Source organism: Microbacterium sp. MYb64 (assembly GCF_002979495.1).
Lineage (GTDB): Bacteria > Actinomycetota > Actinomycetes > Actinomycetales > Microbacteriaceae > Microbacterium > Microbacterium azadirachtae_A.
The window spans coordinates 21,098-47,996 of record NZ_PCOW01000004.1; the positions used below are offsets into that span (position 1 = coordinate 21,098).

General features: G+C 69.3%; 24 protein-coding genes and 3 tRNA genes. 22 read left to right on the top strand and 5 right to left on the bottom strand.

Translation table 11 applies throughout. The features are described 5' to 3' along the window. Positions 1–58: 58 nt before the first annotated feature. Positions 59–667, bottom strand: a complete 609-nt coding sequence (locus CQ044_RS05255) for a hypothetical protein (protein ID WP_105687371.1) — start codon at positions 665–667, stop codon at positions 59–61. 94 nt (positions 668–761) lie between these two features. Here CQ044_RS05255 and CQ044_RS05260 point away from each other — a divergent pair, with 94 nt between their 5' ends. Beyond that, positions 762–1,490 carry a hypothetical protein gene (locus CQ044_RS05260; protein ID WP_105687373.1) on the top strand — a complete coding sequence of 243 codons (729 nt, stop codon included), beginning with the start codon at positions 762–764 and terminating at the stop codon, positions 1,488–1,490. 53 nt (positions 1,491–1,543) lie between these two features. Here the strand turns inward: CQ044_RS05260 and CQ044_RS05265 are convergent, their stop codons facing one another. The 4 genes from CQ044_RS05265 to CQ044_RS05280 all read right to left on the bottom strand — a co-directional run bounded on the left by CQ044_RS05265 (position 1,544) and on the right by CQ044_RS05280 (position 6,754). Beyond that, entirely contained in the window at positions 1,544–2,971 is a 1,428-nt protein-coding gene (locus tag CQ044_RS05265) for a rhamnulokinase family protein (protein WP_105687689.1), read from the bottom strand. 139 nt (positions 2,972–3,110) lie between these two features. Further along, on the bottom strand, positions 3,111–5,165 hold the full coding sequence (locus tag CQ044_RS05270; protein WP_105687374.1) for a bifunctional aldolase/short-chain dehydrogenase: 2,055 nt from the start codon (positions 5,163–5,165) through the stop codon (positions 3,111–3,113). Between the two features lie 57 nt (positions 5,166–5,222). Further along, positions 5,223–6,389, bottom strand: a complete 1,167-nt coding sequence (gene rhaI / locus CQ044_RS05275; RefSeq protein ID WP_105687376.1) for an L-rhamnose isomerase — start codon at positions 6,387–6,389, stop codon at positions 5,223–5,225. Beyond that, positions 6,386–6,754 carry an L-rhamnose mutarotase gene (locus CQ044_RS05280; RefSeq protein ID WP_105687378.1) on the bottom strand — a complete coding sequence of 123 codons (369 nt, stop codon included), beginning with the start codon at positions 6,752–6,754 and terminating at the stop codon, positions 6,386–6,388. The genes rhaI and CQ044_RS05280 overlap by 4 nt, the downstream gene beginning before the upstream one ends. A gap of 199 nt (positions 6,755–6,953) precedes the next feature. Between CQ044_RS05280 and CQ044_RS05285 the strand changes: the two genes are divergently transcribed. The 21 genes from CQ044_RS05285 (at position 6,954) to CQ044_RS05385 (ending at position 26,868) form a co-directional block, all read left to right on the top strand. Beyond that, positions 6,954–7,970 carry a LacI family DNA-binding transcriptional regulator gene (locus CQ044_RS05285; protein WP_105687379.1) on the top strand — a complete coding sequence of 339 codons (1,017 nt, stop codon included), beginning with the start codon at positions 6,954–6,956 and terminating at the stop codon, positions 7,968–7,970. A 108-nt stretch (positions 7,971–8,078) separates the two neighbouring features. Then, a tRNA-Tyr gene (locus CQ044_RS05290) sits at positions 8,079–8,160 on the top strand. Positions 8,161–8,428: 268 nt separating this feature from the next. Beyond that, positions 8,429–9,448 (top strand): FAD-binding oxidoreductase, encoded by a 1,020-nt coding sequence (locus tag CQ044_RS05295; protein WP_105687381.1) that lies wholly within the window; start codon positions 8,429–8,431, stop codon positions 9,446–9,448. Between the two features lie 501 nt (positions 9,449–9,949). After that, positions 9,950–11,356 (top strand): hypothetical protein, encoded by a 1,407-nt coding sequence (locus CQ044_RS05300; RefSeq protein WP_105687383.1) that lies wholly within the window; start codon positions 9,950–9,952, stop codon positions 11,354–11,356. Positions 11,357–11,513: 157 nt separating this feature from the next. Further along, positions 11,514–12,005 carry an FBP domain-containing protein gene (locus CQ044_RS05305; RefSeq protein ID WP_045272063.1) on the top strand — a complete coding sequence of 164 codons (492 nt, stop codon included), beginning with the start codon at positions 11,514–11,516 and terminating at the stop codon, positions 12,003–12,005. Positions 12,006–12,263: 258 nt separating this feature from the next. Next, positions 12,264–13,055, top strand: coding sequence for an enoyl-CoA hydratase/isomerase family protein (locus CQ044_RS05310; protein ID WP_105687385.1), 792 nt, complete (start codon positions 12,264–12,266; stop codon positions 13,053–13,055). A 144-nt stretch (positions 13,056–13,199) separates the two neighbouring features. Next, positions 13,200–14,333 carry a hypothetical protein gene (locus CQ044_RS05315; protein ID WP_105687386.1) on the top strand — a complete coding sequence of 378 codons (1,134 nt, stop codon included), beginning with the start codon at positions 13,200–13,202 and terminating at the stop codon, positions 14,331–14,333. Beyond that, positions 14,330–15,124 carry an inositol monophosphatase family protein gene (locus CQ044_RS05320; protein WP_105687388.1) on the top strand — a complete coding sequence of 265 codons (795 nt, stop codon included), beginning with the start codon at positions 14,330–14,332 and terminating at the stop codon, positions 15,122–15,124. Before CQ044_RS05315 ends, CQ044_RS05320 begins: the two co-directional genes overlap by 4 nt. 108 nt (positions 15,125–15,232) lie before the next feature. Continuing rightward, a tRNA-Thr gene (locus CQ044_RS05325) sits at positions 15,233–15,304 on the top strand. 25 nt (positions 15,305–15,329) lie between these two features. Beyond that, positions 15,330–15,403 (top strand) — tRNA-Met (locus tag CQ044_RS05330). A 60-nt stretch (positions 15,404–15,463) separates the two neighbouring features. Continuing rightward, a complete protein-coding gene (locus tag CQ044_RS05335; RefSeq protein ID WP_105687389.1) occupies positions 15,464–15,769 on the top strand; it encodes a nucleotidyltransferase family protein in 306 nt (101 codons plus the stop codon). 280 nt (positions 15,770–16,049) lie between these two features. After that, complete coding sequence (locus CQ044_RS19725) at positions 16,050–16,262, top strand: hypothetical protein (RefSeq protein ID WP_105687391.1); 213 nt, start codon at positions 16,050–16,052, stop codon at positions 16,260–16,262. A 412-nt stretch (positions 16,263–16,674) separates the two neighbouring features. Then, positions 16,675–17,559, top strand: coding sequence for a sugar phosphate isomerase/epimerase (locus CQ044_RS05345; protein ID WP_105687393.1), 885 nt, complete (start codon positions 16,675–16,677; stop codon positions 17,557–17,559). Then, positions 17,556–18,608 carry a Gfo/Idh/MocA family protein gene (locus CQ044_RS05350; RefSeq protein WP_105687394.1) on the top strand — a complete coding sequence of 351 codons (1,053 nt, stop codon included), beginning with the start codon at positions 17,556–17,558 and terminating at the stop codon, positions 18,606–18,608. Before CQ044_RS05345 ends, CQ044_RS05350 begins: the two co-directional genes overlap by 4 nt. Further along, positions 18,605–19,405: a hypothetical protein gene (locus tag CQ044_RS05355; RefSeq protein ID WP_105687396.1), complete on the top strand. Its 801-nt coding sequence runs from the start codon at positions 18,605–18,607 to the stop codon at positions 19,403–19,405. Before CQ044_RS05350 ends, CQ044_RS05355 begins: the two co-directional genes overlap by 4 nt. A 39-nt stretch (positions 19,406–19,444) precedes the next feature. Continuing rightward, positions 19,445–20,557, top strand: coding sequence for a Gfo/Idh/MocA family protein (locus tag CQ044_RS05360; protein ID WP_258133169.1), 1,113 nt, complete (start codon positions 19,445–19,447; stop codon positions 20,555–20,557). Beyond that, entirely contained in the window at positions 20,554–21,525 is a 972-nt protein-coding gene (locus CQ044_RS05365) for a sugar phosphate isomerase/epimerase (protein ID WP_105687399.1), read from the top strand. Before CQ044_RS05360 ends, CQ044_RS05365 begins: the two co-directional genes overlap by 4 nt. Before the next feature lie 121 nt (positions 21,526–21,646). Further along, positions 21,647–23,188 (top strand): ABC transporter substrate-binding protein, encoded by a 1,542-nt coding sequence (locus CQ044_RS05370; protein ID WP_181158185.1) that lies wholly within the window; start codon positions 21,647–21,649, stop codon positions 23,186–23,188. Positions 23,189–23,246: 58 nt separating this feature from the next. Next, complete coding sequence (locus CQ044_RS05375) at positions 23,247–24,188, top strand: ABC transporter permease (protein WP_105687403.1); 942 nt, start codon at positions 23,247–23,249, stop codon at positions 24,186–24,188. After that, complete coding sequence (locus tag CQ044_RS05380; protein ID WP_105687405.1) at positions 24,185–26,044, top strand: dipeptide/oligopeptide/nickel ABC transporter permease/ATP-binding protein; 1,860 nt, start codon at positions 24,185–24,187, stop codon at positions 26,042–26,044. Before CQ044_RS05375 ends, CQ044_RS05380 begins: the two co-directional genes overlap by 4 nt. Continuing rightward, on the top strand, positions 26,041–26,868 hold the full coding sequence (locus CQ044_RS05385) for an ATP-binding cassette domain-containing protein (protein WP_105687406.1): 828 nt from the start codon (positions 26,041–26,043) through the stop codon (positions 26,866–26,868). Before CQ044_RS05380 ends, CQ044_RS05385 begins: the two co-directional genes overlap by 4 nt. Positions 26,869–26,899: the final 31 nt, after the last annotated feature.

Consider the following 26,899-nt stretch of genomic DNA (forward strand, 5'->3'; position numbering starts at 1 on the left):
AGACCCCCGGATCCACATGGATCCGGGGGTCTTCGCGTTCCCGCATGCGGGAGCCGGTTCAGGGGAAGATGCTCGCCACGATGCTCGAGGTGTACCCCGTCGGGGCGAGGTTGGAATAACGGGTGTCGATGAGCACGTCGTCCCGCCAGAACAGCGTGCGCCCGTCGGTGACCGGATACTTCGGGTCCTGCCATTCCTTCTCGCAGCGGGTGCCCTTGTCCGGCGTGTAGCAGCTGTATCCCTCGGTCTTGACGAGGCCGTTCAGCATGTCCAGCGCCTCGCCGCGCGCCTTGCGGGAGATGGTCGTGGTGATGTTCGTCGTATCGGCCTTCGGATCCGCCCAGATGCAGATCAGGCTCCCGTCGGACTGCACGCCGCTGGGGCCGAACACGGGGGAGTTCAACGGGGTGTCGCCGAGCTGGGACCGCACCTCGGCCGACAGGATCGCCGTGCAGTCCTTCGGCAGTGCGACCGGTGTCGATGTCGGGGTGGGCGTCGGCGATGAGCTCTTTCCGGGGGACGGCGTCTTCGTCGACGATGCGGTGCCGGATCCGGAGGCCGTAGGGGTCTCTCCGGAGGCGGCGCCGGGGGCCGTGGGGCTGCACGCGGCCAGCGCGGCGGCGAGGGCGAGCGCGGTGAGAGCGACCGCGACGCTGCGTGTCTTCATGGCGCCAGGATAGGGCTCAGGGTTCGCCGGTCCGAGCGGCGCTCCGGAGTAGCCTGGGGAGAGTTCCGGAGCCATCCGGGGAGATGGGGGCGGCATGACCGAGCATCGCGTGGTGGTCGTGGGCGAGGCGCGGGTCGATGAGATCCGCGATCCGGGCGGGGTGCGCGAGAGCGTGACCGGCGACGCCGTGGAGCTCGCTGCGTCCCTGCTCGGTCACGGCCTTGTGCTGACCGTCGTCGCGCCGGTCGCGGAGGACGCCGACGGAGACAGGATCCGCACGGCGCTGCAGGATCGAGGGATCCGCCTCGTCTCCGTCCCTGCACCGGAGGGCACGCTGCGCCGCTCGATCGTGCGGGACCGCGGCGGCGTCGAGGTCGAGCTGCGCCGGGGCGAGAGCGCGTTCACGGACACCCGCCGGTCGCTGGCCGCGCAGGCGGAGGCCGACCTGATCGTGGACTTCCGCGACCGCGAGGGGTCGACGATCACCGAGGTGCGCGATGAGGTGCTGGGCGCGTTCGGGCTGGGTGCGTCCGTGAAGCCTGCGGAGGCGTCCGAGGCGTCCGTCCCGCGGGGCAGTGGCTCCGACGTGGCCGCTCCCGAAGCGGCGCCGTCGTCGCGGGACGACGCGCAGGCACCGGGGTTCGAAGGGCTCGCGCGGCCCGCCCTCGCCGCTGCGCCCTCGGCCGTACTGCTGCCCGCCCCGGTCGTCGCGGGCACGTACCGTCATGCGCCGGTGCGGCTCCTGCCGGATCCGCCCGCCGCGCACGCCCCCGCGCCGGACTGGCACGGACTCGAAGACCGGATCGCCCGCATCGCGACCTGACCCCAGGGCGCTGTGACGGGCGCCGCGCCGGGCCTGGCTGCGCCGACCCTGGCTCAGCGCCGCGGCGCGTAGCGCACGGGCGGATGTGTGCGGAGCACCAGGGCTCGCAGCTCCTCGAGGGAGGCATCAGCGCCGAAGACCCCGGCCGCGCGCGCCTGCACGAGCACGTTGCCGAGCGCGGTGGCCTCCACCGGGCCCGCGAGCACGGGCAGGCCGGACCGATCCGCGGTCGCCTGGCAGAGCAGCCGGTTGAGGGATCCGCCGCCGATGAGGCGGATCTCCTCGATCGTCCGGCCGGTGAGCTCCGCCGCGGTTCCGATGGCGTCGGCGAACGCCTGGGCGATCGACTCGACGACCATGCGGACGAACGCCGGCCGGTCGCCGGGGGGCACGGCGCCGGCGGCGCGGCCGACGGCGCCGATGCGAGCGGGCATGTCGCCGGGGGCGCTCAGCGACGGATCGTTCGCGTCGAACACGGGGACGCCGGGGTCCGCGGCGGCGGCCCGCGCCAGGAGCTCCGGAAGGTCGAGGGGTGCGCCGTCCTCGGCCTCCCAGGCCCGCACGGTCTCGGTGAGCAGCCACAGTCCCGTCACGTTGTGCAGGAAGCGGATCCGTCCGTCGACCCCGAGCTCGTGCGTGAAGCCCGCGTCGCGCGCCGCATCGGTGAGCACGGGGGCGTCGAACTCGAGACCGACCAGGCCCCAGGTGCCGCAGGAGATGTACGCGGACGAGGGGGAGGCCAGGGGGGCGGCGACGACCGCGGAGGCCGTGTCGTGGGAGCCGACCGCGACGACGGGCAGATCCGCCCCGATCCGCGCCGCGACGGCCGGGAGCAGGTGCCCGATCCGCTGTCCCGGGTCGACGAGCGCCGGCAGCAGGTCGAAGCGGATCCCGATCTGTTCCGCGAGCGCGACGTCCCATTCCCGGTCGTGCACGCCGAGCAGTCCCGTGGTCGAGGCGTTCGTGCGCTCGGCGACACGGGCCCCGGTGAGCCGGTGGGCGACGAGGTCCGGGACGAGCAGCAGGGTCTCGGCCTCGGCCGTACGGTCGTCCGCGGCGAGCTGGTAGAGCGTGGTGAACGGAAGGAACTGCAGGCCGTTGCGGGAGTACAGCTCGGCGAACGGCACGCGTGTATGCACGATGTCGACGCCGCGGGCGCCGCGGTCGTCGCGGTAGTGGAACGGCTCGCCCTGCAGCGCCTCGTCGTGGAGCAGCCCGTAGTCGACCGCCCAGGTGTCGACGCCGATGCTCTCGATCGACGGCTCACGGCGCACCGCCTCGGCGAGGCCGTCGACGACGTGCGCCATGAGCGCTTCGAAGTCCCAGTGCAGGCCGTCGGGGCGCCGCACGGGCCCGTTCGGGAACCGTGCCACCTGCTCGAGCGCGAGCAGGCCCTCTCCGACCCGGCCGATCATGACGCGTCCGCTCGTGGCGCCGAGATCGACGGCGGCGAACGCGCGGGGGGTCTGCGCGGCGCTCATCTCGCCGGCCCTTGCACCGAGCGCACGGGAAGCTGTCGAGCGCACGGCCTATCCGCGCGAACGTCCGGTGCGCTCGGCACGAAGCCGTGCACTCGGCGGGCCGTGCCCGCCCGCAGGCCGCGTACCTCGTGCATCGCGCTCAACGCAGGAACGCGGCGGCGACGCCGGAGTCGACGGGGATGTGCAGTCCCGTGGTGCGGCTGAGCTCGGGGCCGGTGAGCACATAGACGGCGTCGGCGACGTTCTCCGGCACGACCTCGCGCTTGAGGATCGTGCGGTTCGCGTAGAACTGGCCGAGGTCCTCCTCGGCGACGCCGTAGGTCGCGGCGCGGTTCGCGCCCCAGCCCGATGCGAAGATCCCGGATCCGCGCACGACGCCGTCGGGATTGATGCCGTTCACGCGCACGCCGTGCTCGCCGAGCTCGACCGCGAGCAGCCGCACCTGGTGGGCCTGATCGGCTTTCGTGGCCGAGTACGCGATGTTGTTTGGCCCTGCGAAGACGCTGTTCTTCGAGGAGATGTAGACGATGTCTCCGCCGAGCTTCTGATCGATCAGGATCCGCGCCGCGGCCTTCGAGACGAGGAAGGATCCCTTCGCCATCACGTCGTGCTGCAGATCCCAGTCCTTCTCGGTGGTCTCCAGCAGGGGCTTGGAGAGCGACAGGCCCGCGTTGTTCACGACGAGGTCGACGCCGCCGAAAGCGAGCACGGTCTCCTTCAGCGCCGCCTGCACGGCGTCGGCGTCGGCGACGTTCGCGGCCACGCCGATCGCGACGTCGGCGTTCCCGAGCTCGGCCGCGGCGGCCCTGGCCTTCTCGAGATCGAGGTCGGCGACGACCACGCACGCGCCCTCGGCCGCAAGCCGGGTGGCGATGGCCTTGCCGATCCCGGAGGCGGCCCCGGTCACGAACGCGATGCGGCCCTGGTGGGTCTTGGGCTTCGGCATGCGCTGCAGCTTCGCCTCCTCGAGCGCCCAGTACTCGATGCGGAACTTCTCCGCGTCCGAGATGGGGGAGTAGGTCGAAAGCGCCTCGGCGCCGCGCATCACGTTGATCGCGTTGACGTAGAACTCGCCCGCCACGCGCGCGGTCTGCTTGTTCGCGCCGTAGGAGAACATGCCCACGCCCGGGACGAGCACGATGAGCGGATCCGCGCCGCGGATCGCGGGGGACGCCGGTTCGGTCGCTGAGCCTGTCGAAGCGTGCGCGTCGTAGTACGCCTGGTAGTCCGCGCGGTATGCCGCGTGCAACTCGTGCAGGCGCGCGATCTGCTCCTCGGCCGACGCCGTCGCGGGCAGGTCCAGGATGAGCGGCTTGACCTTGGTGCGCAGGAAGTGATCGGGGCAGCTCGTGCCGAGCGCGGCGAGAGCCGGAGCCTTCTCAGCGGCGAGGAAGTCGAGCACGACGTCGGCGTCCGTGAAGTGCCCGACCATGGGGCGGTCGGTCGAGGCGATGCCGCGGATCGTGCCGGCGAGGGCCGCAGCGCGCTCGCGGCGCGCGGCCTCGGGCAGCGCCTCGAACCCGGCACGGACACCGCCGAACGGCTCGTCCTTCCCGTGCTCCGCGATGTAGGCGGCGGCGGTCTCGATGATCCAGAGCGAATGGGCCTCGGCCTCCTCGGACGTGTCGCCCCAGGCCGTGATGCCGTGCCCGCCGAGGATGCAGCCCACCGCGTCCGGGTTCGCGGCCTTGATCGCGGCGATGTCCAGCCCCAGCTGGAATCCGGGGCGCCGCCACGGCACCCACGCCACCCTGCCGCCGAAGATCGTCGCCGTGAGCGCCTCCCCGTCCGCCGCGGTCGCGATCGCGATGCCGCTGTCGGGGTGCAGGTGGTCGACGTGCGCCGCGTCGACGAGCGCGTGCATGGCGGTGTCGATCGACGGCGCGGCTCCCCCCTTCCCGTGCAGGCAGTAGTCGAACGCGGCGACCATCTCGTCCTCGCGGTCCGCTCCCGGGTACACGTCCTGGAGCGCGCGCAGGCGGTCGAGCCGCAGCACGGCCAGGCCCTGCGCGGTGAGCGTGCCGAGGTCGCCGCCCGAGCCCTTCACCCAGAGCAGCTCGACGGGCCGTCCCGTGACGGGATCCGTGTCTGTGCCTTTCGCGGAGGTGTTCCCTCCCGCGTAGTTCGTGTTCTTCGGGTCGGCGCCCAGGCGGTTGCTGCGCGCGATCAGCGCGGCGGCGGTGGGGGAGGTCATGTCTCTTCCTTGGATGCGGTGATCGTGCAGGGTCTCGGACGGTTGCGGGGAGCGCGCTCAGGCGCCCCAGCCGGCCGGGGCTCCGCCGACGCGGTCGGCGGAGATGCGCTCCAGATAGCCGGAGGCGAGGAACGCCGCCATCGGGTCGGCTGGAAGGCCGCGCTCCTCGCGCCACGCGGCGAGTGCGGGGCGCACGTCGGTGTAGAACGCGTCCATCAGCACGGCGTTCGCGGCCAGCACGTCGTCCGCGCGCTGCGCGGCGGCCAGGGCCTCGCGGTCGATCAGCAGAGCGCGCGCCGTCATCTCCTGCACATTCAGCACCGAGCGGATCTGTCCGGGGATCTTCGCCTCGATGTTGTGGCACTGGTCGAGCATGAAGGCCACGTCGGGGTTGTTCAGCCCGCCGCCGCGGATCACCTCGGAGATGATCCGGAACAGCTGGAAGGGATCCGCCGCGCCCACGATGAGGTCGTCGTCGGCGTAGAAGCGCGAGTTGAAGTCGAAGGAGCCGAGCTTTCCGAGGCGCAGCAACTGCATCACGATGAACTCGATGTTGGTGCCGGGGGCGTGGTGGCCGGTGTCCAGGCACACCATCGCCCGCTCGCCGAGCGCGGCGACCTGGGCGTAGCTCGTCCCCCAGTCGGGCACGTCGGTGTGATAGAACGCCGGCTCGAAGAACTTGTACTCCAGCACCAGGCGCTGCGCGTCGCCGAGGCGCGCGTAGATCTGCTGCAGCGAGTCCTGCAGGCGGTCCTGCCGGGCGCGCATGTCGTTCTGCCCCGGGTAGTTGGATCCCTCTGCGAGCCAGATCTTGAGATCCCGGGATCCGGTCGCGTGCATCACGTCGATGCAGGCGAAGTGGTGGTCGATCGCCTTCCGCCGGATCCGGTCGTCCTCGTGCGTGAGGGCGCCGAACTTGTAGTCCTCGTCCTGGAACGTGTTCGAGTTCACGGTGCCCAGGGTCACGCCCAGGTCCTCCGCGTGCCGGCGCAGGTCGTCGTAGGAGTCGACGAGATCCCACGGGATGTGCAGCGCGACGATCGGTGCCAGCGCGGTGTGCGCGTGCACCTGGGCGGCGTCGGCGATCTTCTCGTACGGGTCGCGGGGCGTGCCGGGCGTGCCGAAGACCCGGAAGCGCGTGCCGGAGTTTCCGAACGCCCAGCTGGGCAGTTCGATCGACTGCTTCTCGAGCTCGGCGAGGATCTCGGGGGAGAGCGTTGTCATGATGCGGTGCTTTCTTCGGGAGCGGGCGAGCGGCGCGCAGCGTCGAGCTGATCGGCCAGGTGGAAGATCTCGGTGAGTGCGGTCGCGGCCTGGTCGGGCCGCCCGTCGAGGCCGAGGAAGTAGGGCGCCATCTCGGCCTCCCAGCGCGCGGCGATCGGGGACGCGGCGAGGTAGGCCTGCGCCGCCGCGTCGTCGGTCTCGTAGTAGCCGACGAGTCGGCCGCCTTCGGCGAGGAACAGCGAGTAGTTGCGCCGGCCTGCCGCGGCGATCTCGGCGAGCATCTCCGGCCGCACCGGGGTGTGACGGGCGATGTAGTCGTCGAGGAGCTCGGGCCTGATGCGGAGTTCGAAGCAGTGGCGGGTCATGATCCTCTCCGAAAGCGTCGGTCGGTAGCTTTCCTACTGTTTGGGAGCTACAAGATGAATCGATTCAATGCATTCGAACCCACCGTACGTCCCAGCCAGAACATTCGTCAATGGATCTGGGCCAGGGTTTGCCGTCGGCGTTGGTGATTCGTTTCAGACGGAGGCTCTGGCAGTGGATAGAGTCGGAGCGGGAGGAACGATGTCGGCGAGCGTGAAAGACGTCGCGGAGGCGGCCGGGGTCTCGGTGGGGACGGTCTCCAACGTCCTGAACCGGCCGGAACGCGTCGCGGTGGCCACCGTCGCGCGCGTCCAGGACGCGATCAGCAGGCTGGGTTTCGTGCGCAACGACGCGGCGCGGCAACTGCGTGCGGGCCGCAGTAACAGCATCGGCCTGGTGGTGCTGGATGCGCGCAACCCGTTCTTCGCCGACGTTGCGCGGGGCGTCGAGGAGCGCGCGGCCGAGCACGGCCTCACAGTCCTGGTCGCGAACAGCGATGAGAAGGGCGATCGGGAACGGGCACACATCGACCTCTTCGAGCAGCAGCGCGTGCACGGGGTGCTGATCACGCCCGTCGCGGAGTCCTTGCCCCGCCTGCAGCGGCTCCGCGAACGCGGCATGCCCACGGTCCTCGTCGATCGCGAATCGCAGGACGGGGGCTTCCCCTCCGTCGCGGTCGACGACGTGAGCGGCGGGAGGATCGCCGTGGAGCACCTCTGTGCGATCGGGCGCCGCAGGATCGCGTTCGTGGGCGGACCGCTCTCGCTCCGTCAGGTGTCCGACCGCCTCGAGGGCGCGCAGCGGGCCGTCGCGGACCGGGACGACGCCACCGTGGAGTTCATCGGAACACGCGCGCTGACCGTCGAGGCGGGCCGGGATGCGGGGCATCGGATCCTGGAACGGGCGCCGTCGGCGAGGCCGCACGCGGTGTTCGCGGCCAACGACCTCCTCGCCCTCGGCCTGCTGCAGGCGCTCGTGATGACCGGCGACGTGCGGGTGCCGGAGGACATCGCCCTGATCGGCTACGACGACATCGACTTCGCGGCCTCGGCGGTCATCCCGCTGAGCTCGGTGCGTCAGCCGGCGGCGCTCATCGGCTCGACCGCCGTCGACCTCCTCATGCGGATCGCCGACGATTCCGCGGCGGTGAACGACCATGTCGTGTTCCAACCCGAACTCGTCGTGAGGGCGTCGACCGGGGGACTCGTCGCGCGCTGAGGCCTCCGTGGATCCGCTCGGCCCCCTCGATTTCTCGTGACCGGATCCGCCGGGTATGCTTGATCTTCGCGCCCCCGGTCGGCTGGAAAAGCGGGACGGGCGTGCATTGGCAAGTTGCCCGAGCGGCCAAAGGGAGCTGACTGTAAATCAGCCGCGTAATGCTTCGGGGGTTCGAATCCCTCACTTGCCACAGCGCGGAATTCCGCGGGAAACGGAGGGGCTGGCACCACATCAGGTGCCAGCCCCTCCGGCGTCTGCGCCGTATCGTTGGCGACTGCGGCGACCGCTGCTTCGAGATCACGCTCTGTGAGGTTGACGAGCATCCGAGCGCCGATCTCGCCCGATCGACGCCGGGCGGCATCCGACGGCTCTCCTCGAGACGTTCGAGCAGCACGACGGATTGCGCGCCTCGAAGGCGAGAAGTCTGGCGGGGTCGACGTCGTGTGTAGCGTGGGCGGATGTCGTCAAACACTGTGATCGTTGTTGGTGCAGGGGTGATCGGAGCATCGATCGCCTATCACCTCGCCTCGCAGGGCGCGGAAGTACTGCTGGTTGACGCAGCTCTTCCGGGCTTCGGGGCGACGCGGCATTCATTCGGTTGGATCGGCCGATCGCCCGGAGATGTCAGCCCTGCAGGCGAGCTGCGAGCATTGGGTCGTCTGCACTGGGAGCGGCTTCGGAAAGAGGTGCCCGAACTCGACGTTCACTGGTGCGGTGCTGTCGTCTGGGGCGAGTTCTTCTCCGGCGATGATGCTGTGCTGAGCGACGACGCTGCAGTGCGAGAACCGAATCTGGTGTCGCCGCCGTCCCGCTCCGAATTCCGGTCGGATGACGGGTGGTTGGACGCCACTTCTGCTACGGAGAGTTTGATTCGTGCGGCTCAACAGGCCGGAGCGAAAGTGCGGCTCGGTACCCCGGTCACCCGATTGGTCCGCGTGGATGACGGGACAGTTGTCGGCGTGATGCTTGGCTCGGAGACGCTGACAGCCTCGACGGTGGTCGTGGCTGCGGGAACCGGGTCGACCGCTCTCTGCGCCTCGGCCGGCTTCGTTCTGCCCATGGTGTCGAGCCCCTCCGTGATGGTTCGGCTTCAGGCCCCGGTGGGCATCGTCACAGGAATCGTCGCCAACGATCGATTCGAGGCGCGCCAGAGTCGCGACGGAATGGTGCTGATGCCCGTCGACCACGACGGGGAGTCGTCGATGGCGGCACTCATGCGGATTGGCGAGGCTGCGCAACGTCTGTTCGTGGAGTCGTTCACCGGCGCGGCCCAGACACGACTGGTGGGCGTCGACATCGGGTGGCGCCCGATGCTTGCCGATGGTGATCCGAGCGTCGGCTACACCGGAGTTCCGGGCCTGTACGTCGCGGTCGCCCATCCAGGGGTCACACTCGCGTCGGTCATCGGCGATGCGGTGGCAGACGAGATCCTGACGCATGAGACCCGCGCTGAGCTCGCGCTCTTCCAGCCGCGATAGCCCCTGCGCAACTGGCGTCGGCAATGGCAGACCCCGTCGGCGGAAGGACACCGAACCGTCACCGATGTCCTGACGCACCAGCTGTCGCCAAAGTGCTGATGATGCTCACCACGGTCTATGCCCACGCGCTGGAGGAGCGGAAGCGCGGGGCGGCGGCGCTCCGTAGGGCAGCCGACTGCAGATTTTCTCGGGCGCGGAACGACGGAGCGATCGGCGTCACCTTTTCCCGCTGCTCCGCTCTTTCACTGTGGTGAGGCAGAGTTCGTTCCCCGGCTCTTGCGGATCCTGTCGGTGCAGCCATTCGTGCTCGGAAGCGGTGAGGCCATCGCGGTCGTGCCGGGCTGGGTCCCGGTTTGGCTGCACCGGCGCGCGGTCTGCCCGGCCGCGCCGCCCACGTGGAAGCCGTGACCCCTTCGCGTCACTTTTCTCGGAGAAGCCTCTCCTTCGTGCTGAAGGGTGCGGTGGTTCCGCCGCACTCCGGTTCAGGGGAAAGAAGAACGCATGGAGAACTACACGGAGAAGTCGCCGGAGTCAGGTGCGCAGGGCGTGAAGCGGCGGACGGTCATCAAGGGCGCGGCATGGTCGGTGCCGGTGCTCGCGGCCGCCGTCGCCACACCGGCGCATGCCGCGTCAACGGGAGGGGTGGTGATCACCCCCGGCAGCGGACCGCACTTCGTCGGTGCGTGCAGCCCGGCACAGCATCTCACCTTCACGGTGACCGACAGCGGCAACAAGCCCTTGTCGGGGACGCAGGTGTCGGTGGCGCTGCCGGCGGGCTGGCACTGGTCCGACAACACGACGGGCGCGAAGATCTTCACCTCGGACCCGACAGGGGTCGTCACGGTGACGGGAGCGGTCGGCGGATCGACGGCCGGTGCGGCGACGATCGTCGGCACCGTGCTTCCGTCCGGGCCTTCTGCGGCGGTACCGGTGACGGTGACGGGGACGATCGCCCGTGAAGTGCACCGCGACGGATCGAACCCGGACATGGCGATCCGCGACATGGGCGGTATTCCCGAAGGTTCGACCGCGATCGCGTGGGATGTGTTCCTCGGCCCTGACGGGACTCTGTACACGTACCACCAGGATTCCGGCTACTCCGTGGTCGACACCGGCGTCGTCGACATCGCCGCCCATCATTACACGCAGCTCGCGCCGAACCCGGTTCGCGAGATCGACATCCTCACCTACCTCACCAGCGACGGCACCGGAAAGACATGGACGTCCGAGGGTGGAGGGCAGCTCAACGGCACGGTCGTGCAGACCGGGGTCCCGGCCGGCACCAAGGTCGTCGGCTGGAACTCCTTCCTCTACCCGAACGGAGACCTGTCGATCACGGGGACCACGGTCGCTACGGGGGTCACCTCCGCGGTGGTCCAGCACGAGGTCGACTCCGCAGGCACCGTCTTCGACTACGCCACTTTCGTCACCTCCACAGGGGTGCACACCGGGAAGAAGAGCGGCGCGGGCGTCTGGACCGCGGCGAACAACTTCGCGACGCCGACGGGGGATGCGAAGGCGATCGGCTGGAACTTCTCGCTGCGCCCCAACGGTGATCTGTACTACCAGAACCAGCTAATCGCGCAGAACGTCACGTCCGCGGAGGGGCAGCACACGACCCGGAACACCGGCGAAGCCGACCTGGTCACCTACGTGCAGGCGGACGGAACCGGTGTCTCGCAGGCGTTCGGGACGGGGGCGAGCAAGACCACATGGGTGACGAACTTCGGCCCCGACGCGAAGGTCGTCGGGTGGAAGGGCATCCTCACCGGCAGCGGCAACCTCTACAACGGCGACGAGCTTCTGGACACCCAGGTCGTCACCGCTGATTCGTGGCACGAGCGCACCAGCGCGCCGGGGTTCAAGGAGACCGACTGGTTCGCCTGGACCCGAGGCGCCGCCTGCTAGGTCAGACCCATCCTGCGGTGAGGGTGAGGCGATCCGTCGCACCTCACCCTCACCGCGGGGCAGGCTTTCCGGCCCCCGACGACTATTTGCTTCGTGGCGACGCCGAGGCGTGGGCGCATGAGCCCCGCGCCGTCCCCGGCTTCTTAGACTGGTCGTCATGCGTGCCCTCACCGAACATCAGATCCGGGCGTCTTTCCGCAACGCGGAGCTCGACGAGGTCGCCGACATCGCGATGCCGCACGACCTGCTTCTCGCGGAGTGGGACTACCTCGACTTCTTCGCCTGGCGGGATCCGATCGCATCCCGCAAGGGCTACATCCTGATCGAGCAGGACGGCGAGGCCGTCGGGATCGTGCTGCGCGCGGCGGATCCGACCCGTGCGCGCTCCGGCATGTGCAACCTCTGCCACACGATGCAGCCCGGCAATCAGGTCGCCCTGTTCGCCGCGCGCCGCGCGGGGGAGGAGGGCCGCAAAGGATCCGTGGTGGGCACCTACATCTGCGCCGACCTCTCGTGCCACGAGAGCGTGCGGATCGTTCCTCCGCTCGCGCCCAACGAGATCCGCGCGGAGCAGCATGTCGACCGCCGCCTGGACGGCACGCATCGGCGCGTGTACTCCTTCGTCGCCTCCGTGCTCGGCGAGGTCTGAGGGCGCGAGCCTGGCGGTGCTTGCGGGTGCGCGGCCTGCGCTCGAGCATGCGACGGATGCACGACTGCGCCACGGATGCACGATCGAAACGGCGGATCCGTCGTGCATCCGTTCCCGGATCGTGCATCCGTCGCGCCGAAGAGGCTGATCCTCAGGCTCATGATTCCTGAGACTCGGTGCCACGGAGAGGCGTGGCGCGGGTAGGCTGATCGAGCGGTCTGACAGCCGCCCGATCACCGCCGATCCCGAAGGAGCACCATGTCCGACCCCCTGCTCTACCGCGTCGAGGACGGTCTCGCCCGGATCACGCTGAACCGCCCGCAGCGGCTGAACGCCTTCAACGCCGAGCTCGCGCATGCGTGGGCGGAGGCGACGGCGGCCGCCGTCGGCGACAGCACGGTGGGAGCGATCCTGATCGAGGGCGAAGGCCGCGCGTTCTGCGCGGGCGGCGACGTGATCGACATGGCGACGGGCATGGGCGGGAACGATGAGATCGAACGGCTCGCTCAGGTCATCCACACCGGCATCTCGACGCTGACGTCCTCCTCCGTGCCGGTCGTCGCGGCCGCGCACGGCACGACCGCCGGCGGCGGCCTGGGGATCCTGCTCGCGAGCGACTACGCCGTCGTCGGATCCGATTCGCGCTTCGGTAGCCTCTACGCGAACGTCGGCCTCACGCCCGACCTCTCGGTCAGCGCGCAGCTGGCCGCGACGGTCGGCGAGCGCCGCGCCCTGCAGCTGCTGCTCACGGATCGCATGCTCACGGCCGCGGAAGCCGTCGAATGGGGCATCGCGGCCGAAGCGGTGGGCGAGGGCGATGCGGCGACGATCGCCGCCGCCGTGCGCACCAGGTCGGAGGAGGTCGCGCGGTTCTGGCTGGCCGGCGCGTTCGGCGCGTACGGGCAGGCGAAGCGCCTGATCCGCTCCCGTGCGGAGCGCACGTTCCCCGAGCAGCTGGACGAGGAGGCCCGCACGATCGCCGCGGCGTTCGGCGGTCCGGAGGCGCAGGGCCTGATCGCGGCATTCGCGAAGCGGTCCTCGGGGCGCTGACCGCTCGCTCCGACGGGGTCATCGCCCGGCGCCGCATCGGCCTCCACAGCGCTCCGCACCGGCGACTTCTCCCCTGATCGTGAATCTCCCGTGGCACGCGCACCGGTGCGTGCGAGGATGAGAGCACCACAGACGGGGGATCCCATGGCGAACACGACGACACCGGCCAAATCGGGGCCGAACACCTCACTGCTCATCCGCGGCGCGATCTGGATCGCGATCGGAGCCCTCATCGCTGCCGCGCTCGTATGCGTCGTGTGGGTGCTCATCGGAGACCCGCAGGGGCTGATCGGCCGGGCCTTCCTCACGATCGTGCTGCTCGCGGGCTTCGCGGCGATCGCGATCCTCGAGGCCAGCCTGGCGCCGAACCGACAGGACTGGCTCGCGCTGCTCAGCATGCTGTCCTGGATCATCGCGCTGCTGGTCGGCGCTGTGAAGATCTGGCTGCCCGACGACTCCTACTTCGGGGGCGTGGAGCGCTTCTTCCAGCTCGTGCTCGTGGTCGGGATCCTGCAGCTCGCGCTGCTGCACGTGCGGCTGTTCCAGAAGGCAGCCGCCCGGCACGAGACCACGTTCACGCGCGCGATCGTGTGGGTGACGTACGCGTTCCTCGCGGGCCTCGTCGTGATGCTGGTCTTCTACCTGACGTTCCCGCACACCTTCCACTACGACGAGTTGTACTGGCGGATCGTCGTCGCGCTCACGATCCTCACCGCCGTCGGCACGATGCTGATCCCGCTGCTGAACGCGCTGTTCGCCCCGAAGAAGCCTGCCCCGGCCGCGCCCGCCCTCGTGGGCTACGCCGCGCCGGGCGCGGTCGCGTACCCCGCGGCAGAGCCGCAGCCGTGGCCCACCTTTGCCGACGGCCGTACGCCTCTGCCGTTCTTCGCCGACGGCAGCCCGGACTGGAACGCGTACTACACGGGCGTGCCGTCGCCGGGGGCGACGATCCCGGGGCAGGCTCCCGCGCCGATCCCGCCCGTGCCCACGCAGTCCGCGACCGAGGCCGCCATGGCGCAGCTCGGCGTGCCCCCTCAGCCGGCCGCCGCCGCTCCGGTCCCGGCCGCGCCGGTGATCCCGGCCGCCCCCGCGCAGCCCGCGACCGACGCTGCAGCGCAGCCGACCACGGGCGGACACGGCCTGGCGGGTGCGCTGCACGCGGAATCGTCCGCGGTCGACGCGGATCCGGCCGCGCCGTCGACGGCCACCGCGCCCGAGTTTCCGCCGGCGCCGCCCGCCGCGCCCCCGGCTGCGCCGACGCCCCCGGCCGCTCAGTGACCGCCGCAGAACTCCGCGACCTCGCGATCGAGATCGCCCGGGAGGCCGGGGAGCTGGCGCAGCGGCGGCGCGCGGAAGGCGTGTCGATCGCGGCGAGCAAGTCATCGCTGGCCGACATCGTCACCGAGGCCGACCGTGAGGTGGAGGCGCTGATCCGTGCGCGCCTGAGCACAGAGCGTCCAGGTGACGGCTTCCTCGGCGAGGAGTCGGGCGGCGGAGACGGATCCACGGGCATCACGTGGGTCGTCGATCCGATCGACGGGACGGTCAACTACGCCTCCGGGATCCCGCTGTACGCGGTGAGCATCGCGGCCGTCGAAGGCGGCAGCGATCCCGACGAATGGACCGCGCTCGCCGGAGTCGTTCAGTCCCCGGTCGTGGGGGAGACCTTCTCCGCGGTGCGCGGCGAGGGCGCTTTTCGGAACGGCGAGCGCCTCCGCGTCGCCGAGCCCGGGCCCGCCGGCGCCCTGCTCGCGACCGGTTTCGGCTACGACCCGAGCACGCACGCGGGCGACCTCGCCACGGTCGGCCGCGTGATGCCCATCGCCCGCGACCTGCGCCGGGGAGGTAGCGCCGCGACCGACCTGGCGTACGTTGCCGCGGGGCGCCTCGACGGCTACTTCGAGCGTGGGCTGAGCCCATGGGACTACGCGGCAGGAGCGCTGCTGGTGCGGGAGGCCGGTGGGGTCTTCCTCCGCCCCGAAGGCCCCGCTGTCGCGCGCCGGCTGAACCTCGCCGGCGGCGCCGAGCTCGTCGCGGAACTGCGCCGCCGGATCCTCGACGCCGCCTGAGATCGACGGATCCGAACGCGGACACGCCCGTGTGACGAAGGAGTCGCCTCGATTCGGTGGCGCGCCGTTTCTTTGGTATTCTCGTCTGGTTGCCCTCTGAGGGCATACGCCCCGATAGCTCAGTGGCAGAGCACTTCCATGGTAAGGAAGGGGTCGTCAGTTCAATCCTGACTCGGGGCTCGCAGTATCCATGCGGATGCCGTGCGGCAGGGTAGCTCAGCTGGTCAGAGCGCACGACTCATAATCGTGAGGTCGCGGGTTCAAGCCCCGCTCCTGCTACTGAATGAGACCCCCGGTTTTCCGGGGGTTTTGTCGTTCCCGCGTCTCTACACTCGGAGCATGGTGCTGAGGTTCGACGTGGATATCGAGGAGGTCGCGCGCATCGCGCGGGCTCGCGGTGTTCGACGCCTCCGCGTCTTCGGGTCCGCGGTGACGGATCGGCTCGACCCGGAGCACAGCGACGTCGATGTGCTCGTCGATCTCGCGACGGAGGACAGGGATTCGTTCGACGCCTATTTCGGGCTCAAGGAGGATCTGGCGCGGATCTTCGGTTACCCGGTCGATCTCGTCATGTCGGAGGCCGTGCGCAACCCGTTCTTCCGGGAGCGTGCATTCGCGACCGCCGAGGAACTCTATGCGGCCTGAGTCAATAGACGATGCTGTCGTGTGGGACGCAGCGCGCTATCGAGTCCCAGGCCTGATCGCCTGTATCGACCAACTGCTAGCGGTGACGCACGACTCATAGTCGTGAAGTCGTGGGGTTCAAGCCCCGCTCCTGCTACAAAACACTGAATCGATAGCGACCCTGATCCCGCCCCAGGGTGTTCCGCTCGCATCCTTCCTTGCGCGGCGATGCGAACTCTTCGACGAGATCGCTGCGCTGTCGACCGATCGTTCTGCCCTTCGCGGTGGCCAGGCCTGGGTGATGCTTCTCGGCACGGTGAAGGCAACATCGCATTCAGATCGGCTGGCTTACATGCTCGACAATTGGGCGGTCGACGGTCACGTCATCGGCGTCCTGTACCGCATGCGGACGGGCGACTACGTCGAGCAAATCCGGCCATTCCTGCAGTCGCAGTCGACGTGGATTCGGAACGAAGCCAAGCGACACCTCGCGAAATACGACCCCCCTCGCTGAGCTCCTATCTGAACCGCCGTGTGTTTTGCGTATCGCGGCGAACCGTTGACGAAACGTGAGAACCGCCCCGCCCTACTGGGCAGAAGCGGAGTGGTCTCGGTGCTCCTCCTTGGCCCGTTCCGCAAAGGATCGCACCCTGGGAGGTCTTCGCCGTCATCGTCGACCGTGCGATTCGCGAGGTCGCTTGGCGGCGCATAGCCGGAACCGGGCAGCTGCTCGCTGAGGAGCAAGGAGCAACACCGATGCCCTGGACGCCACTGCTGCAGCGGAAGCTCGAGACCTCAACACTCCTTTCGTGCAACATATTGACATTTGATGCGTGCACCTTCTAGGTTCGTGGGAACGGGCTGTTCGGTCGTACTGACCGGCAGCCTCCCACCCCGCGACACAACGGCCTCGGAGGACAAGTCACATGCTCAGATTGGCGATCAACCCCCTGCCCTGGACCTTCGGTCCCACCGGCCCGACGCTGTCGGAGTCGTCGTTGCGGGTCGCGCTCGCGGAGCTGGCTCCGACCGGTTTCCGCGCGCTCCACACGAGCGTGCCTGAGGGGATCGAGCTCGCCTCCTACACCGCGCTGCTGGACGAGTACGGATTCCGCGCCGCGCCCGGCTATGTCTCAGGGCCCTTCGATCAGGAGGAGCTCCACGATGAGCTGGTCGAGACGGTTCGCGCCCACGCCCGTCTCATCCGAGAGCTCGGGCTCGACGTGACGTTCGTCGCCGGCGGACTCGACGCGGAGCGCATGATGCGTCCCGCGATCGGAGAGGGGAGCGACCCCGGACGGACGCGGCGCATCGCCGACGGCCTGGCACGCGCCGCAGAGGCCGCCGCGGGTGAGGGCGTGCGGCTCGCACTCCACCCGCACGTGTCGTCGATCATCGAGACCGAGGAGGAGATCCGCGCGATCCTGGATGCGACGACCGGGTCGGCCCTCGGATTCGGTCCGGACACCGGCCACCTGGCGTGGGCGGGGATGGTACCCGCGCAAATCATCTCGGACTACCGCGACCGCGTCATTGCGATGCATGTGAAGGACGTCAGCCTCTCGGGCATGCAGCAGGCGATCCGCTACTCGGACGACTACATGACCGCTGCGTTCGTGCGCGGCATCTGGACCGAGCCCGGCCGGGGCGTCGTCGACTTCGACGCCGTCTTCGACGCGCTCCCCGAGGGCTTCGACGGCTGGTGCGTCGTCGAGGTCGATGTCCCCAACCTGCCGAGCCGGGTCGAGAGCGCCCGTGCATCCTTCCAGGCCCTGACCGCCCGCTACCCCTTTACGGAGGCATCCGCATGACCGCTCTCGAGACGATCGGTGTCGGGATCGTCGGCGCCGGCCCGGCGTCCCAGACCATCCATCTGCCCACCCTCGCCCGGATGACCGACCGGTTCCGCATCGCGAACATCATGGACGTGGTCCCTGGGGTCGCCGAGTCGGTGGCCGACCGAGTGGGCGCGCGCGCCTCGACATCCCTGGAGGCTCTCCTGGACGACCCCGGCGTCGATGTCGTCGCCGTGGCCAGCCCTAAGCAGTTCCACGCCGATCAGGTGGTGGCGGCGATGGAGGCCGGCAAACGCGCGGTGCTCTGCGAGAAGCCGCTCGTGGTCAACGCCGAAGAAGGCGGCCGGATCGCCGCCGCCGCGGAGCGCACTGGCGTTCCGGTGATCGTCGGGGCCATGCACGCGTACGATCCCGCCTGGCTCGCGGTCTCGGCAGGATGGGGAGGATTCGCCGATCGGGTCCACACCGTGCGCTCACGGATCGTCTTGCCGCGGAATCGGCGCTTCGAGGACTGGTCGACCGAGGTGCGGTTCCGCTCCCAGGGGCCGGTGTTCGCGATGGCCACGCCCGAGGCGGCCGCGGCGGTGCTGCGCAACCTCGTGCTCGAGCTGACCGTGCATGATCTGCCTCTGGTGCGCGCGCTGCTGCCTGCGGCGGCGGAGCTTTCGGTGCACTCTGCCAGGATGCTCCGGCCCGTCGGCTATGCGATCAACGGAGAGGTGGGCGACCGGTCGGTGCAGCTGATCGCCTCCTTCCACGGGCACTCCGAACCGTACTGGGAGCTCGAGGCGATCTCGGACGACGAGACGCTGCAGGTCCGGTTCCCTCCCTCCTACGTCCATGCCGGTTCGGCCGAGGCCACTCTGCGGCATGCAGACGGGTCCCGGAGCGTCTTCGGGCCCTACCGGAGCAACGGATACGAGGGGGAATACCTCGCCCTTCACGCCGCGGCGACCGGTGCCGACGCCGGTCGCGGTCTTGCGGCCGCGGTCGGCGATCTCGACTTCACTCTGGCCGTCGCCGATCAAGCGGTCGCGGCCCTTCTCCGGGAGGACGCGGCATGAGCCGGTTGCGCATCACCATTGCGGAAGGGGTATCGCGGGACTCGTTCGACTACGCGCTCGCGACGCTCCCCGAGTCGTATGTCATCGCGGACTCCGCGGCCGACGTCGTGGTCGTCGACGGCGGTGCCGACTGGGTGCAGGCCTGCGCCCGCGCGGTCGATACCGGTGCGCGTGCCGTGATCGTGACGGATCCGGTTGTGGTCGACGCGGAGTCGATCCTGGCGCTGGACCACCGGGCCGACGAGGCGGGAGCGCTCGTGCGCGTGGTCGATCAGTACGCGGGGAACCCGGCGCTCGCGGCCCACGGACGACAGCTGCGTGCGCATCTGGTCGTGGCGACCGCGGTGATCCTCACCGAGACCCGGGCGGAGCTGTCACCTGCGGACGCGGCCCTGAGCGTGGTGCGCACGCTGCGGGCGCTCGGCTTCGACACCGAACTCGCGCACTGGACGGTCAGGCCGCACTCGGTTCACGTGGCAGGGAGCGCGGGGGCGGTGGCGGTGGAAGCTGTCGTGAGCAGGAGCAGCCACGCCGGACAGCGGGTGCAGGTGCTCGGATCGAGCAGGACGATCGACATCGCGCTGCCCGCTGCGGGCACCTCCACTCCGGCCCGTCTCACCGTCACGACGCTCGACGGCGAGGACAAGCTCGCCTCCGTGTATGAGGCCGCCGACCGCGCCGAGTGGCGCAGGACCCACGACCTCCTGGGCAGCGGGAACACGGGTGCCTCGCAGCTCCGCGAGCTCGCCGCGGACGTGGCTGCGGTGGAGCGGATGATCGCTCAGGGCTCGCGATGAGCCACAGGAGACCCGCGGGTGCGCGCCATGCGGCCTAGCTTGCGCGTCGCCATCATCGGGACCGGCATGATCGCCGCGGCGCATGCGCGCGCCGCGCGGGACGCCGGGGCGACGGTGCTCGGCGTGCTCGGCTCGAGCCCTTCGTCCTCCGCGGCGGCGGCAGCGACCTGGGGGATCCCTTCAGGCTTCCAGGATCTGGATGAGCTGCTGCTGTCCCGGCCTGACGTCGTGCATGTCTGCAGCCCCAACTCGACGCATCTCTCCTACGGGCGAGCGATCGCCGAGGCCGGCATCCACCTGGTCGTGGAGAAGCCGATCGCGACGACGCTCCACGACGCCCAGCTCCTGGAAGAAGCCGTGCGCGAGGCGGGTGTCGTGGCCACGGTGCCCTTCGCATACCGGTTCCACCCGCTGGTGCGGGAGATGCGCGAGCGCCGTCGCCGGGGCGACATCGGAGACGTGATCCTCCTGCACGGGTCCTACCTGCAGGACTGGCTGCTGTCGCCGGACGTGTCGAACTGGCGGGCGGACGCCTCCGTCGGGGGGAGCTCGCGTGCCTTCGCCGATATTGGCTCGCACTGGTGCGATCTGGCGGAGTTCATCTCGGGCGAGCGGTTCGCATCCCTTCAGGCCACGTTCTCGATCGTCCATCCGACGCGCTCGGCCGCGTCGTCCGAGTCCTTCTCCTCCTCTGGGGCGGCGGCCGCGCGCGTGAGCGTGGACACCGAGGACATCGCCCTGCTGACCCTGCGCAGCGACCGCGGCGTCCACGCGAGCGTGACCATCTCTCAGGTATCGGCGGGGCGCAAGAACCGGCTGTGGATCGAGGTGGACGGAACCCGGCAGTCGCTCGTGTTCGATCAGGAGCAGCCCGAGTCGCTGTGGATCGGGACCCCCGACGGTGCCCGGATCATCCGCCGGGGCGAGGGGACTCCCTCCGCGGATCAGCACAGGCTGCTGCGCACTCCGCCGGGGCACCCCCAGGGCTGGCCCGATGCGTTCGCGGCGTTCTGCGCCGATACCTATGCCGCCGTGCGCGGTGAGGACCCCGAGGGGCTGCCGACGCTCGAGGACGGGGTCCGCTCGATGAGGCTGATCGACGCTGCGCTCGAGAGCGTGCGATCTCGCGAATGGAAGGACGTGATCCGATGAAGCTCGGGTTGATGACAGCCTGTCTGCCGAACTGGTCCCTGGAGCGACTCGCCGAGCATGCGAGCGCGCGCGGCTTCGACGCGCTCGAGGTCGCGGCGTGGCCGAGCGTGGGGAGCCGGGACTTCGAAGCGACGCACATCGATGCCGCATCGTTCGACAGCGGGAAGGAGGACGCGGTCCGGGAGATCCTCCTGCGCACCGGCGTCTCGGTGAGTGCTCTCGGCTACTACGAGAACAACCTGCATCACGATCCGGATCGCCGGGCCGCGGTCCACGCGCATCTCCGCCAGGTGGTCGACGTCGCGTCGCGGCTCGGGGTCCCCTATGTCGGCACGTTCGTCGGACGGGACAACGCGCTGAGCATCGTGGAGAACATGGCGGAAGGGGAGCGGGTGCTTCCCGCACTCGTCGACTACGCGGGCGAGCGCGGCGTGCGGCTGATCACCGAGAACTGTGTCATGGAGGGCTGGCATCCCGACGGATACCCTGGGAACATCGCGTACAGCCCTGAGGTGTGGGAGTGGGCGACGACGCTCGGCTTCGGGCTGAACTGGGACCCGTCCCACCTCACCTGGATCGGGATCGACCCGCTCACCACCATCCTCCCGTTCGCCGCTCACATCGTGCACGCCCAGGCGAAGGACGCCGAGACCTCGCCGGAGGCCCGCAACCGCACCGGCTTCTACGGCACCGTCCACAAAGGCGGCAATCCGTGGGAGATGGGCTGGTGGCGCTATCGCATCCCCGGACGCGGCGACGTGGACTGGACCAGGGTCGTCGATCGGCTCTATGCCGCGGGCTTCACCGGAACGCTGTCCGTCGAGCACGAGGATCCTTTCTGGAGCGGAAGCGACGAGGCGGTCCTCGAAGGGCTTCAGATCGCCTACGACACCCTGCGGCCGCTCGTGCGCAGGGAACGTGCCGGGGTCGGGGTCTCCCCATCCGGAACGACTCCCCCTGCCCGCTGAACTCTCCATCGGCCGAACTCCCTCACCTGAATGGGTCTTCGGCAACACCTGGTCGGTGCCTCCGAACCCGCAGAGGCGAACGGCCGATCCGCATCACATTCGCAAAATGCAAAGGAGCATCATGAAGAGAACCAAGACCGCCGCGCTCGTGGCGGCCGCCGGAGCCATCGCGCTCCTGCTTTCCGCCTGCTCGGGAACCGGGAGCGCATCCTCCTCGGGCGGTGCCAAGACAGCCCCGCTGCTATCGATCGGAAGCTTCGTCGAACCCCCCTCCTGGGACCCGGCCGTGGCGCAGGAGGGCAACTACATCCCGTTCTACCAAGCGGTCTACGACACCTTGATCCGGCTCAGCCCTGACGGCAAGCTCGAGCCGATGCTCGCGACGAAATGGTCGTACAACGCCGACAACACCGAGCTCACCCTGACGCTGCGCGATGACGTGACCTTCACCGACGGCTCGAAGTTCGACGGAGAGGCCGCAGTCAAGAACATCGAGCACTTCCGAGCGGCGAACGGTCCGCAGGCCACGCTCGCGAACTACATCAGCAAGGTGAGTGCGCCCGACGCGAAGACGCTGGTCATCTCGCTGAGCGCGCCGGATCCGTCGCTGCTGCGTTCGCTCACGAACGCGCTCGGGTTCATGGCCAGCCCCAAGGTCGCCGGGACGCCCGGCATCGCCAAGGCGCCGGTCGGCTCAGGACCCTATGTGCTCGACCCCGCGTCCACGATCGTCGGGTCCCAGTACGCCTTCACGCGCACGAAGAACTACTGGGGCGCGAAGCTCCCGTATGACCAGATCCAGCTGAAGGTGCTCACGGACGAGACCGCACGCATGAACGCGCTGCGCTCAGGACAGGTCGATGCCGCACCGTTCGTCAACAAGACCTCCTACGACGAGCTGAAGGGTGCGGGACTGACCGCGCTCAGCCAGGAGAGCGACTGGACGGGCTTCCAGTTCTACGACCGTGGCGGCGTGCTCAACCCCGCCTTCGCCGATGTCCGGGTACGGCAGGCGCTCGTCACCGCGATCGACAAGAAGGGCATCTTCAAGAGCGTCCTGCTGGAGCGGGGGAAGCTCACCAACCAGATCTTCAACCCGAACGACCTGGCCTACGATCCTTCGCTCGAAGACGGCCGCTGGGACTACGACCCGGCGAAGGCCAAGCAGCTGCTCGCCCAGGCGGGGTACGGCACCGGACTCGAGATCGAGCTGCCCCTCATCGGTGCGTTCCCGCCGGCGGTCTACACCACCATCATCCAGAACCTCCAGGACGTCGGCGTGACCGTGAAGCAGCATCAGTTCGCCCCTGGCGAGGCGATTCCAGGCCTCACCGGCGCGAAGTTCTCGTTCGCCTACATGCAGCTGAACCTCTTCGACGACTGGGCCATGATGAACCAGACTGTGGTGCCGACCGCCCCGTGGAATCCGTTCAAGATCTCCGACCCGACCGCGGATGGATACGTTACGGACTATCAGAACGCCACGAGCGATGATGAGCGCCAGACGGCTGGACGCGCGCTCAACAAGCACATCGTCGACAACGTGTGGTTCGGCGTGTTCTACCTCGAGGACCAGGTGTACGGCGTCGACAAGAAGACGACGGTGACCCTGCAGAAGGGGCAGGCCGTGCCGTCGATCTTCAACTACTCGCCGGCGAACTGAACGACACCGCTCCCGGCGCCGGCGACGGTGCCGGGAGCGGCTACGAAGGGGAGCGACTGTGCTCAGATTCATCCTCAAGCGAGCGTTGCTGGCGATATCGCAGCTGTTCGCGATCTCCCTCATCGCCTTCACGCTGCTCTACCTGTCGTCGGGTGACATCGCTCGCGCCATCCTCGGGCAGTATGCGACAGAGGAGCAGGTGCGCCAGAAGACGCACGAACTGGGGCTGGACCGCCCGTTGGTCGTCCGCTACGGCGAATGGCTGGCGAACGTTTTCCACGGAGACCTCGGCCAGTCCTATTTCACGCCGCAGGGCGTGGGCGATGCGCTGCTGGCCCGGCTTCCGGTCACCCTCACGCTCCTCATCGCCACGACCGTGCTGGCCGGTCTCATCGCCTTCGCCCTCGGCATCGCCGCCGGCGTGCGCCGTGGCTGGCTCGATCGGCTGATCCAGGTGATCTCGGTGGTCGGGTACGCGCTCCCCGGATTCCTCGTCGCCCTCTTGCTGGTGCTGACTTTCGCCGTCGATCTCGGCTGGTTCCCGGCGACCGGGTACGTCCCGTTCAGCGAGGACCCCGGTGGATGGGTGCGCACCATGACGTTGCCCATCGTCGCGCTCTCGATCGCCGCCATCGCGGCCGTCGCGGCGCAGGTGCGCGGCGCGGTCATCGACGCGATGCGGCAGGACTACGTGCGGACTCTGCGCAGCCGTGGCCTCAGCGAACGCAAGATCATCCTCAAGCACGTCGTGCGCAACGCCTCCGGCGCCGGGCTCACCGTCCTCGGCATCCAGTTCGTCGGACTCCTGGGCGGCGCGATCATCGTCGAGCAGATCTTCGCCCTCCCCGGATTGGGGACGATCGCGATCACGTACACGACCCGCGGCGACATCCCCGTGGTCATGGGGCTTCTGCTCGTGACATCCCTCGTCGTCGCGACGGTGAACGTCCTCGTGGACATCGCCGTCGGACTCCTCAACCCGAAGGTGCGCATCGCATGACCGACTCGGCTACCTCCGCGGCGTCGCGGATCCGGTTCGCAGGCCGATTCCTGCGCAATCCGCTCGCGACGGCGGGGCTCCTGCTGCTCGCTCTCATCGCGCTCTCCTGCATCTTCGCCGGCATGCTCTCCCCGAACGACCCGAACCTCTCCGTCATCGGCGATGCGATGCTGCCGCCGTTCTCCCCAGGGCACCCCCTCGGGACCGACTCATCCGGACGCGACGTCCTGTCGCGTCTTCTGCACGGCGGTCGGGTGAGTCTGCTGGGCGCGTGCCTCGCCATCGTCGTGGCCGCGATCATCGGGATCCCGACCGGGATGCTCGCCGGATACTACGGTTCCTGGTTCGACTCCTCGTCGGTGTGGTGGAACAACCTGATCCAGTCGATGCCGGGGATCGTGGTGCTGCTCGCCGCGCGCGCGGTCATGGGGCCGTCGATCTGGCTGTCGATGTTCATCTACGGGATCATCCTCTCGCCCGCCTTCTACCGGGTGGTGCGGACGGCTGTCATCGACGTGCGCAACGAGCTCTACGTCGACGCCGCCCGGGTGGCGGGACTCAGAGACACGTCGATCATCGGACGCCACATCCTGGCGGTGGTCCGGGCGCCCGTCATCATCCAGACCTCCCTGCTGCTCGGGATCGCGCTGGCGATCCAGTCCGGGTTGGAGTTCATCGGGATCGGGGATCCCACGATCCCGTCCTGGGGGAATCTGCTCAACGACGCGTTCAAGAACATCTACCGCAACCCCGCCATGCTCGTCTGGCCGACGCTCGCGATCGGACTCACCTGCGCGGCACTGGTGGTGATCGGCAACGGGCTGAGGGATGCGCTCGAGGAGCGCGGATCCCGCGCGGGCGGGCGCTCCTCGCGGCGTGAGCGGCGCCCCTCTGCCGGGACCGCGACGGCTCCTGCCGGGGAGGCCGGTGTCGCGTCAGGGTCTGGGGCTTCAGGCATCGCCGTGGTCTCCGTGCCCGAGTCCACGGCTCCAGGCCGGGATCAGGCGATGCAACCCGTCGCCTCCGATGCAGCGCTGCTCAGCGTGCGCGGCGTTTCGATCGCGTATGGCGACGGCCCCGATGCGACGACCGTCGTCAGGGACGCGAGTTTCGACGTCTCACAGGGCGAGGTGCTCGGCCTGGTGGGCGAGTCAGGCTCGGGCAAGACCCAGACGGCGTTCTCGATCCTGGGGCTGCTCCCCGCGGGCGGACGTGTGCGCTCCGGGAGCATCCTGTTCGATGGGCAGGAGCTAGGACATGCTCCTGCATCCGTGTTCCGCCGTCTCCGCGGCACCGAGCTCGCCTACATCCCGCAGGAGCCGATGAGCAATCTCGACCCCTCCTTCCGGATCGGCAACCAGCTCGTCGAGCCGATCGTCGACCGGCTCGGTGTCTCGAAGCGCGAGGCCACGGTGACGGCGCTGGAGCTTCTCAGCCGCGTCGGCATCCCCGAGCCTCGGCGGACGTTCGATGCGTACCCCCACGAGATCTCGGGGGGCATGGCGCAGCGCGTGCTGATCGCCGGGGCCGTCTCGTGCAAGCCGCGGCTGCTCATCGCCGACGAGCCGACGACCGCGCTCGACGTCACCGTGCAGGCGGAGGTGCTCGATCTGCTGCGGAGTCTGCAGAAGGAGTACGGCATGGGCATCGTCCTCGTGACCCACAATTTCGGAGTCGTCGCCGACATCTGCGATCGTGTCGCGGTCATGCGCGGCGGCGCGGTCGTGGAGGTGTCCGACGTGCAGTCGATCTTCGCCGATCCCCGGCACGAGTACACCCGGATGCTGCTGGACTCCACGCTCGAGGGCGGGCTGTCCCGTCCCGAGCTCGATGCCGCCGAGGAGGCGATCCGATGACGAACCTGTTGGAAGTCGAAGGTCTCGAGGTCCAGTTCCGCAGACGCGGCGCAGTCTTCCAGGCGCTGAACGACATCAGCTTCTCGATCGAACGCGGAAGGACGCTGGGCCTCGTCGGGGAGTCCGGTTCGGGCAAGACGACGATCGGCCGCGCCATCCTTGGTCTCGTCCCGGCATCGGCGGGGCGGATCGCCTTCGAGGGCAAGGACATCACCCACCTGTCACGGGCCAGACGGCGCCCGCTGAGCCGTGATATCCAGGTCGTGTTCCAAGACCCGTACACTTCGCTGAACCCTGCACTGACGATCGAGCAGATCCTTGCGGAGCCGCTCCGCGCGCAGGGCGTGTCGCGGACGGAGGCGTCGCGTCGGGTCCGCGGGCTGCTGGATCGAGTCCGCTTGCCGTCCGACGCCGCCGACCGGTACCCGAGCGAGTTCTCGGGCGGGCAGCGTCAGCGCGTGGCGATCGCGCGAGCGCTCGCCATGGAGCCCAAGCTCATCGTGTGCGACGAGCCCGTCTCGGCACTCGATCTGTCCACGCAGGAGCGGGTGCTGGATCTCTTCATCGAGATCCAGCGGGAGATCGGCTGCGCCTACCTCTTCGTTTCGCACGACCTGTCCGTCATACGACACATCAGCCACGAGGTGATGGTGCTCTACCGCGGTGCGCTCGTGGAGGCGGGCCCGGTGACGGAGATCACCTCGGCGCCGTCGCATCCCTACACCCGTCGCCTGATGCTCTCCGCGCCCGTGCCGGATCCCCTGGCGCAGCGCGAGCGCCGGGCCGAGCTGACCCGTCTGCGCGTGCTCGAGACCGCGGGGTGAACGACGCCCTGGCGGCGTGCTGCGAGCGGGT

Coding starts and splice junctions, on each gene's coding strand:
- CQ044_RS05255 (WP_105687371.1), bottom strand. CDS start 667: ATGAAGACACGCAGCGTCGCGGTCGCTCTCACCGCGCTCGCCCTCGCC.
- CQ044_RS05260 (WP_105687373.1), top strand. CDS start 762: ATGACCGAGCATCGCGTGGTGGTCGTGGGCGAGGCGCGGGTCGATGAG.
- CQ044_RS05265 (WP_105687689.1), bottom strand. CDS start 2,971: ATGAGCGCCGCGCAGACCCCCCGCGCGTTCGCCGCCGTCGATCTCGGC.
- CQ044_RS05270 (WP_105687374.1), bottom strand. CDS start 5,165: ATGACCTCCCCCACCGCCGCCGCGCTGATCGCGCGCAGCAACCGCCTG.
- rhaI (WP_105687376.1), bottom strand. CDS start 6,389: ATGACAACGCTCTCCCCCGAGATCCTCGCCGAGCTCGAGAAGCAGTCG.
- CQ044_RS05280 (WP_105687378.1), bottom strand. CDS start 6,754: ATGACCCGCCACTGCTTCGAACTCCGCATCAGGCCCGAGCTCCTCGAC.
- CQ044_RS05285 (WP_105687379.1), top strand. CDS start 6,954: ATGTCGGCGAGCGTGAAAGACGTCGCGGAGGCGGCCGGGGTCTCGGTG.
- CQ044_RS05295 (WP_105687381.1), top strand. CDS start 8,429: ATGTCGTCAAACACTGTGATCGTTGTTGGTGCAGGGGTGATCGGAGCA.
- CQ044_RS05300 (WP_105687383.1), top strand. CDS start 9,950: ATGGAGAACTACACGGAGAAGTCGCCGGAGTCAGGTGCGCAGGGCGTG.
- CQ044_RS05305 (WP_045272063.1), top strand. CDS start 11,514: ATGCGTGCCCTCACCGAACATCAGATCCGGGCGTCTTTCCGCAACGCG.
- CQ044_RS05310 (WP_105687385.1), top strand. CDS start 12,264: ATGTCCGACCCCCTGCTCTACCGCGTCGAGGACGGTCTCGCCCGGATC.
- CQ044_RS05315 (WP_105687386.1), top strand. CDS start 13,200: ATGGCGAACACGACGACACCGGCCAAATCGGGGCCGAACACCTCACTG.
- CQ044_RS05335 (WP_105687389.1), top strand. CDS start 15,464: ATGGTGCTGAGGTTCGACGTGGATATCGAGGAGGTCGCGCGCATCGCG.
- CQ044_RS19725 (WP_105687391.1), top strand. CDS start 16,050: ATGCTTCTCGGCACGGTGAAGGCAACATCGCATTCAGATCGGCTGGCT.
- CQ044_RS05345 (WP_105687393.1), top strand. CDS start 16,675: ATGCTCAGATTGGCGATCAACCCCCTGCCCTGGACCTTCGGTCCCACC.
- CQ044_RS05350 (WP_105687394.1), top strand. CDS start 17,556: ATGACCGCTCTCGAGACGATCGGTGTCGGGATCGTCGGCGCCGGCCCG.
- CQ044_RS05355 (WP_105687396.1), top strand. CDS start 18,605: ATGAGCCGGTTGCGCATCACCATTGCGGAAGGGGTATCGCGGGACTCG.
- CQ044_RS05365 (WP_105687399.1), top strand. CDS start 20,554: ATGAAGCTCGGGTTGATGACAGCCTGTCTGCCGAACTGGTCCCTGGAG.
- CQ044_RS05370 (WP_181158185.1), top strand. CDS start 21,647: ATGAAGAGAACCAAGACCGCCGCGCTCGTGGCGGCCGCCGGAGCCATC.
- CQ044_RS05380 (WP_105687405.1), top strand. CDS start 24,185: ATGACCGACTCGGCTACCTCCGCGGCGTCGCGGATCCGGTTCGCAGGC.
- CQ044_RS05385 (WP_105687406.1), top strand. CDS start 26,041: ATGACGAACCTGTTGGAAGTCGAAGGTCTCGAGGTCCAGTTCCGCAGA.